General features: G+C 75.1%; 9 protein-coding genes. 4 read left to right on the top strand and 5 right to left on the bottom strand.

The window, feature by feature from the left end; all coding sequences use genetic code 11:
• Positions 1–133: 133 nt before the first annotated feature.
• Entirely contained in the window at positions 134–436 is a 303-nt protein-coding gene (locus tag G6556_RS15785) for a hypothetical protein (RefSeq protein WP_166943515.1), read from the top strand.
• Positions 437–492: 56 nt separating this feature from the next.
• Here the strand turns inward: G6556_RS15785 and G6556_RS15780 are convergent, their stop codons facing one another.
• From G6556_RS15780 to G6556_RS15765, 4 genes are read right to left on the bottom strand one after another with little or no spacing between them, the layout of a single operon-like run.
• Entirely contained in the window at positions 493–738 is a 246-nt protein-coding gene (locus tag G6556_RS15780; RefSeq protein WP_166943512.1) for a hypothetical protein, read from the bottom strand.
• Positions 735–1,799, bottom strand: a complete 1,065-nt coding sequence (locus G6556_RS15775; protein WP_166943509.1) for a quinone-dependent dihydroorotate dehydrogenase — start codon at positions 1,797–1,799, stop codon at positions 735–737. The genes G6556_RS15780 and G6556_RS15775 overlap by 4 nt, the downstream gene beginning before the upstream one ends.
• A gap of 10 nt (positions 1,800–1,809) precedes the next feature.
• Positions 1,810–2,289, bottom strand: coding sequence for a hypothetical protein (locus G6556_RS15770; RefSeq protein ID WP_166943506.1), 480 nt, complete (start codon positions 2,287–2,289; stop codon positions 1,810–1,812).
• Positions 2,286–2,645, bottom strand: a complete 360-nt coding sequence (locus tag G6556_RS15765; RefSeq protein ID WP_166943502.1) for a hypothetical protein — start codon at positions 2,643–2,645, stop codon at positions 2,286–2,288. Before G6556_RS15765 ends, G6556_RS15770 begins: the two co-directional genes overlap by 4 nt.
• A gap of 40 nt (positions 2,646–2,685) precedes the next feature.
• Between G6556_RS15765 and G6556_RS15760 the strand changes: the two genes are divergently transcribed.
• Positions 2,686–4,185, top strand: a complete 1,500-nt coding sequence (locus tag G6556_RS15760) for a leucyl aminopeptidase (protein ID WP_166943499.1) — start codon at positions 2,686–2,688, stop codon at positions 4,183–4,185.
• A gap of 254 nt (positions 4,186–4,439) precedes the next feature.
• On the opposite strand, the gene G6556_RS15755 is transcribed toward G6556_RS15760, so the two are convergent.
• Positions 4,440–4,823 carry an oxidoreductase gene (locus G6556_RS15755; protein ID WP_166943496.1) on the bottom strand — a complete coding sequence of 128 codons (384 nt, stop codon included), beginning with the start codon at positions 4,821–4,823 and terminating at the stop codon, positions 4,440–4,442.
• A gap of 235 nt (positions 4,824–5,058) precedes the next feature.
• On the opposite strand from G6556_RS15755, the gene lpdA reads away from it, so the two are divergent.
• Complete coding sequence (gene lpdA / locus G6556_RS15750; protein ID WP_346774941.1) at positions 5,059–6,444, top strand: dihydrolipoyl dehydrogenase; 1,386 nt, start codon at positions 5,059–5,061, stop codon at positions 6,442–6,444.
• Positions 6,445–6,476: 32 nt separating this feature from the next.
• On the top strand, positions 6,477–7,124 hold a 648-nt coding region (locus tag G6556_RS15745; RefSeq protein ID WP_346774940.1), incomplete at its 3' end, for a biotin/lipoyl-containing protein.

Here is a 7,124-nt window from a genome sequence, read left to right as displayed (position 1 = left end):
GGTCTAGGTGCGGGCGCACGAGGACACCCGCGACGTCACCACCCGTCGCGCCGTGCGACGCCGGTGCGCACGGGCCACCTGGCTCGGTCTCGCCGTCGTCGTCGCGGCAGGCTGCGCCCCGACCGGCGTCGACGTGCACGGACAGCTGCCGCCGTGCCCCGAGGTCGAGAAGATCCCGGTCGAGGAGCTCGCGGCGCACACCACCTGCAGCCTCGAGGGCTGGGAGCTCCGGTTCCCCGACGGGCACCGGTTCGAGGTCGGGCCGGCCAACGGGTCCACCAGCACCACCGACGAACCCGGGCTGGAGTGGGGGGCGACCGACTGGGGCGGCGACGGCACGGTGGCCTGGCGACGCACCGACGAGGGCTTCTCCTTCTGGGGGCCGCGCGCGGCGGTGGACCAGGAGATCCTGCTGCGGTCGCGCGACCTCGACTGAGGTCGCGCGAGAACGGCCCGGGCGTCGTCCGGCTCGGACCGGCCCGTCGTCCGCGGTCAGTCCCGGGGCCGCACCGTCACGTGCGCGGGCACCGTTCCGAGGTCGTACGCCGGCGGCACGAGCGCGCCGTCGTTCCGCAGCACCGCGGTGCGCGCGCCCTGGTCCCGCAGCGTGCGCCAGTGCGCGCCGAGCCACTCCTCGGCGTCGTACCGGTTGCCGAACACCGGCGACAGCGGGCGGTCGAGCACCTCTCCCCCGGCGCCGGCGAGCTCCCACGCCCACTGCGGGTGCAGCGCGGTCACGCGGCACCCGCCGGGGCGGCGGCGTGGCGGGCGGCGGCGTCGCGGGCGAGCGCCCGGCCGATCCGCGACGCCCAGAACGGGCCCTCGTAGATGAAGCCGGTGTAGCCCTGCACCAGGTCGGCGCCCGCCGCCAGGTAGGCCCGCGCGTCGGCCGGCGTGGTGATGCCGCCGACCCCGATCACGACCCGGTCCGCGCCGAGCCGGTGCCGCAGCCGCGCGACCACGACCAGCCCGCGGTCGAGCAGCGGCGGGCCGGACAGGCCGCCCGGGCCGAGGTCGTGGGCGATCGTCGTGTTCACCGCGACGACGCCGTCGAGGCCGAGCTCGGTGACCAGGTCCGCCACGGCGTCGACGTCGGCGTCCGCCAGGTCGGGGGCGATCTTGACCAGCAGCGGCACCCGGGGCCGGCCCGCCGCGGCGGCCGACTCGTCGGCGGCGGCGCGGGCCGCCTGCAGGATCGGGCGCAGCGCGTCGACGGACTGCAGGTCGCGCAGGCCGGGCGTGTTCGGCGACGACACGTTCACCACCAGGTAGTCCGCGTACGGCGCGAGCAGGCCCGCGCTGGTCGCGTAGTCGTCGGCCGCGTCCTCGGGCGCCGTGACCTTGGTCTTGCCGATGTTCACCCCGACGACGAGGGCCCGGCCCGATGCGGTCGAGCGCAGCCGGCGCAGCCGCTCGGCCACCGCCGCGGCGCCCTCGTTGTTGAACCCCATCCGGTTCCGCAGGCCGCGGCGGTCGAGGACGCGCCACAGCCGCGGCGCCTCGTTGCCGGGCTGCGCGTGCGCCGTGACCGTGCCGATCTCGACGAACCCGAAGCCGAGCATCGTCAGGCCCGGGACGCCCACGGCGTTCTTGTCGAAGCCCGCCGCGAGGCCGAACGGCGACGGGAACGTGCGGCCCAGCACGCGGACCGCACCGGACGGCGGCGGGGTGAGCGCGGCGCGCAGCGCGCCGTTCACGACCGGGACGCGGGAGGCGACCCGGATGGCGCGGAACGCGAGGTGGTGCGCCTGCTCGGGGTCGATGCGGGAGAAGACCTGGCGGAAGAGGAGGCCGTACACGGCCCCCAACCTACTGGTCCGCGGCGGCGGGCGGCCGGGACCCCTCGCCCGCGGCGGCGCCGTCGACCGCCCGCGGGCGGGTGTGCCACAGCCACGCCACGCCGAGGAACGGCAGCACCAGCGGGACGTACCCGTAGCCCTGGCCGTACCCCGACCACACCGTCTGGTCGGGGAGGTCGCCGGGGTCCAGGACCGACAGGGTGCCCACGGCGAGCACGCCGACCAGCTCGACCCCGACCGCCGCCCACGCCGCGGCGCGCCAGTCCTTCGCGAGGGCGACGGTGGCCACGACGTACACCACCGCGGCGAGCGCGGACAGCAGGTACGCGAGCGGGGCCTCGTCGAACTTCGCGACGAGCTGGTAGCCCGCGCGCGCCGTCGCCGCGAGGGCGAACACCCCGTAGACGGCGACGAGGACGCGGCCGGGACCGGAGGCGGTGCTCTCGGAGGTCGCGGGGGTCGCGCGCGGCGCGGGGTCCGGGGTCGTCACGCGCCGGCCCAGGTCTGGTCGAGCCGGAGCTGGAGGAACGCCACGGCGACGGCCGCGATCAGCAGCACCACCGACGACCACCGCGTGCGCTCGGCAAACGCCCACAGCGCGGCGGCGGGCAGCAGGACCAGCTGGGTCACGACGTACCCCCAGAACACGACCGGCTCGTCCGGCACCGTGCCCGTCGCCTGCCGCACACCCGCGACGACCGCCTGGACCACCATCAGCCCCTCGACGACCGCGGCGCCCCACAGCTGGCGGAGCACCACCGCGCGGTCCCGGACCGCGAACACCAGGGCCCAGGCGGCGAGCGCGAGGGCGGCCGCGGCGACGGCGTACAGGAGCGGCGGGGTCACGGGGCCCCACGGTACCCGGACGCGGCGATAGCATCGGCGGGTGCCCCGAGTGACGCTGACCTCCGCGAACCCCGCCCGCCAGACCGCCGACGCCCTCGTCGTCGCGGTCGCCAGCAGCCCCGCCGGACCCCGCGTGGTCGGTGCCGACTGGCTGCCCGCCGAGACCGTCGAGCAGGTGACCGGCCTCGCCGGCGTGCTCGGCATCACCGGCGCCGTCGACGAGGTCCGCCGCCTCCCGGCCGCGGGCCGGCTCGCCGCGCGCACGGTCGTGCTCACCGGCGTCGGCGCGCTCGACGGCGTCGCGCCGGAGGCCGAGACGCTGCGCCGCGCCGCGGGCGCCGCCCTGCGCGAGCTCACCGGCGCCACCAGCGTCGCCGTCGCGCTGCCCGCCGAGGACGTCGAGCAGGTCGCCGCGGTCGCCGAGGGCGCGCTGTTCGGCGCCTACGCGTACACCCGGTACCGCACCGCCGACGCCTCGGACGCCACCGGCCCGGCCACCGAGATCACCGTGCTGACCCCGCGCGCCCGCGACAAGTCGGCGACGAAGGCGCTCGCCCGCGCCGAGGTGCTGGCCGCCGCCGTGCACGGCGTGCGCGACCTGGTGAACGCCGCCCCCAACGACCTCTACCCCGCCGCGCTCGCCGACGCCGCCAAGGCCGCCGTCAAGGACACCGGCGCCAAGGGCGTCAAGGTCACCGTGCTGGACGAGAAGGCGCTCGCCGCCGGCGGCTACGGCGGCATCCTCGGCGTCGGCCAGGGCTCGGCCCGCCCGCCGCGCCTGGTCAAGGTGTCCTACGCCCCGTCCCGCCCGGCCGCCAAGGTCGCGCTCGTCGGCAAGGGCATCACGTTCGACTCCGGCGGCATCTCGATCAAGCCCGCCGCCGGCATGGACGCGATGAAGTCCGACATGGCCGGCGCCGCCGCCGTGCTGCACACGGTGCTCGCCGCCGCCCGGCTCGAGCTGCCCGTCGCCGTCACCGGTTGGCTCTGCCTCGCCGAGAACATGCCGTCCGGCACCGCGCAGCGTCCCTCCGACGTCCTGACCATCCGCGGCGGCAAGACCGTCGAGGTGCTCAACACCGACGCCGAGGGCCGCCTCGTCATGGCCGACGGCCTCGTCGCCGCGGTCGAGGAGAAGCCCGACGTCGTGCTCGACATCGCGACCCTCACCGGCGCGCAGCTCGTCGCGCTCGGCCCCCGCGTCTCCGCCGTCATGGGCGACGACGCCACCCGCACCGACGTCGTCGACGCCGCCGGCGCCGCGGGCGAGGCGTTCTGGCCGATGCCGCTGCCAGCCGACCTGCGCGCGGGCCTGAAGTCCAAGGTCGCGGACATCGCGAACATCGGCGACCGGTTCGGCGGGATGCTGACCGCCGGCCTGTTCCTGCAGGAGTTCGTCGGGTCGACCCCGTGGGCGCACCTCGACATCGCCGGCCCGGCGTTCAACGAGAAGGCGCCGTTCGGGTACACCCCGGCCGGCGGCACCGGCGTGGGCGTCCGCACCCTGCTCGCGCTGATCGAGGCCCGCGCGATCCGCTGACCCCGCCGCGCCGCACCACCCCGAGCGCCCGGCACCCCCTCCCCGGGACGCCGGGCGCTCGCGCGTCCGGGGCTCGCCGCGCCGGGTTCGGTGCTTCGCGCCGAGTTCGGTGCCTGCAACCACCGAACTCGGCCGGGAGCACCGAACCGGGCGACGGGTACGGCGCCGGCGGAGGTGTGGTGGACCGGCGGTCAGCCGCGCCGCACCCCCGTGGGCGCGTCAGCGGGGGTCGCGCGCCCCGCCACCCGGGCGCGTCAGCGGGGGTCGGCGGCGCGGCGGGCGGCGCGCTCCCGGGCCGCCCGCTCCCGCTCGATGCGCTGGCGGGAGTTCCAGTCCCGCATCCGCTGCGGGTACCCGGTCTTCTGCACGTCGTAGAACGGCACGCCGATCTCCTTGGCGATGTCCCACCCGGCGCGGCCGTCGGGCACGCGGCGGCGGGTCCACTCGCCGTCGGTCGCGATGAGCATGAGCGTCGTCTGCGTGACGTTCGTCTGCGGCTCGAGGTACGCCTCGACGCCCACGCGGGTGCGCGCGAACTCCCGGAGGTGCTGCACGGTCTCCTCGCGGGCGGCGCGCCCTGTCGGTGGCGCGTCCGGCGCGGCGGGAGCCGGGCGGCGGCGGCGGGAGAACAGACCCATGCCGGGAGCGTAACGGCGCAGGCTGGGCCTCGGCTGGGAATCACCCGGGCGCCACGCAGGTGCCGGCGGTGCCGCCGAGGGCCCGCGGGTCGACCGCCGGACGGCGAGACATGGGATGACTGTTCCCAGAATCACACGCGGGCCCCGGTGATCTGGGTCGTCCGGCCTACGCGGGGATGACAAGATGACCCAGGAACAACCGCGTTCCCTATGTCTGCGCCGGAGGAGTCTTCACGTGTCCGACACGACCGGATCCGCTTTCGACATCGTCGTCCTGGGCGGAGGGAGTGGCGGCTACGCGGCTGCGCTCCGCGGTGCCCAGCTCGGCCTCAGCGTCGCCCTGATCGAGGGCGACAAGGTCGGCGGCACCTGCCTGCACAACGGCTGCATCCCCACCAAGGCCCTGCTGCACGCGGCGGAGCTCGCCGACAACGCCCGCGACGGCGCGCACTTCGGCGTGCAGACGCAGCTCACGGGCATCGACATGAACGGCGTGAACGCCTACAAGGACTCGGTCATCGGCCGGCTCTACAAGGGCCTGCAGGGCCTGATCAAGTCCCGCAAGATCACCGTGTTCGAGGGCTACGGCAAGCTCGTCGCGCAGGACACCGTCGAGGTCAACGGCGAGCGCGTCACCGGCCGCAACGTCATCCTCGGCACCGGCTCCTACGCCCGGTCGCTGCCCGGCCTGGAGATCGCCGGCCGCGTCATCACCTCGGACCAGGCGCTCAAGCTCGACTACGTGCCGAAGTCCGCGATCATCCTCGGCGGCGGCGTCATCGGCTCCGAGTTCGCGAGCGTGTGGAAGTCGTTCGGCGTGGACGTCACGATCATCGAGGCGCTCCCCCACCTGGTCCCGAACGAGGACGAGGCGCTGTCCAAGGCGTTCGAGCGCCAGTTCCGCAAGCGCGGCATCAACTTCAACCTGGGCGTCCGGTTCTCCGGCGTGACCCAGGACGACAGCGGCGTGCACGTCTCGCTGGAGGACGGCAAGACGTTCGACGCGGACCTCCTGCTGGTCGCCGTCGGCCGCGGTCCCCGCACCGCCGACCTGGGCTACGAGCAGCAGGGCATCACCCTGGACCGCGGCTTCGTCATCACGAACGAGCGGCTGCACACCGGCGTCGGCAACATCTACGCCGTCGGCGACATCGTCCCGGGCCTGCAGCTCGCGCACCGCGGCTTCGCGCAGGGCATCTTCGTCGCCGAGGAGATCGCGGGTCTGAACCCGCAGCCGATCGTCGAGTCGGGCATCCCGCGCGTCACCTACTCCGACCCGGAGGTCGCGTCCGTCGGCCTGACCGAGGCGAAGGCCAAGGAGGTGCACGGGGCCGACGCGATCGAGACCCTGGAGTACAACCTGGGCGGCAACGGCAAGAGCCAGATCCTCGCGACGCAGGGCTTCATCAAGCTCGTGCGCCAGAAGGACGGCCCGGTCGTCGGCGTCCACATGATCGGCGCCCGCGTCGGCGAGCTCATCGGCGAGGGCCAGCTCATCGTGAACTGGGAGGCCTACCCCGAGGACGTCGCGGCGCTCGTGCACGCCCACCCGACGCAGAACGAGGCTCTCGGCGAGGCGCACCTGGCGCTCGCCGGCAAGCCGCTGCACGCCCACAACTGACCACACGAACTTCGAAGGAGACACGAGCGGTCATGTCCGACAACGTGCAGCTTCCCGCTCTCGGCGAGTCCGTCACCGAGGGCACCGTCACCCGCTGGCTCAAGAACGTGGGCGACCGCGTCGAGGTCGACGAGCCCCTGCTCGAGATCTCGACCGACAAGGTCGACACCGAGGTGCCCTCGCCGTTCGCAGGCGTGCTCGAGCAGATCCTGGTCGCCGAGGACGAGACCGCCGAGGTCGGCGCCGTCCTGGCCGTGATCGGCGACGGCTCCGGCGCGGGCGGCGACTCCGCCCCGGCGCAGGAGGCCCCGGCCGAGCAGCAGCAGGCCCCGGCGCAGACGGGCGCCACCACGCAGGGCGAGGGCTACGGCGACCCGGCCCCCGAGGTCGAGTCCGCCTCCCCCGCCACCGAGCAGCCCGCCCCGGCCGCCGAGGCGCAGGGCTCCGGCGACGGCCAGCAGGTCACCCTGCCGGCGCTCGGCGAGTCCGTCACCGAGGGCACCGTCACCCGCTGGCTGAAGCAGGTCGGCGACTCGGTCGAGGTCGACGAGCCGCTGCTCGAGATCTCCACCGACAAGGTCGACACCGAGGTCCCGTCGCCGTTCGCCGGCACGCTGCAGCAGATCCTGGTCGGCGAGGACGAGACCGCCGAGGTAGGCGCCCCGCTCGCCGTCATCGGC

The sequence above is a fragment of the Cellulomonas sp. IC4_254 genome (assembly GCF_011603975.1).
GTDB lineage: Bacteria > Actinomycetota > Actinomycetes > Actinomycetales > Cellulomonadaceae > Cellulomonas.
Note: the sequence above shows the minus strand (reverse complement) of the source record. Positions and strands in the feature narration are given on the sequence as shown.

Excerpts from the sequence above, each read along its gene's own strand:
- G6556_RS15755 (WP_166943496.1), bottom strand. The coding sequence starts at position 4,823 with ATGGGTCTGTTCTCCCGCCGCCGCCGCCCGGCTCCCGCCGCGCCGGAC.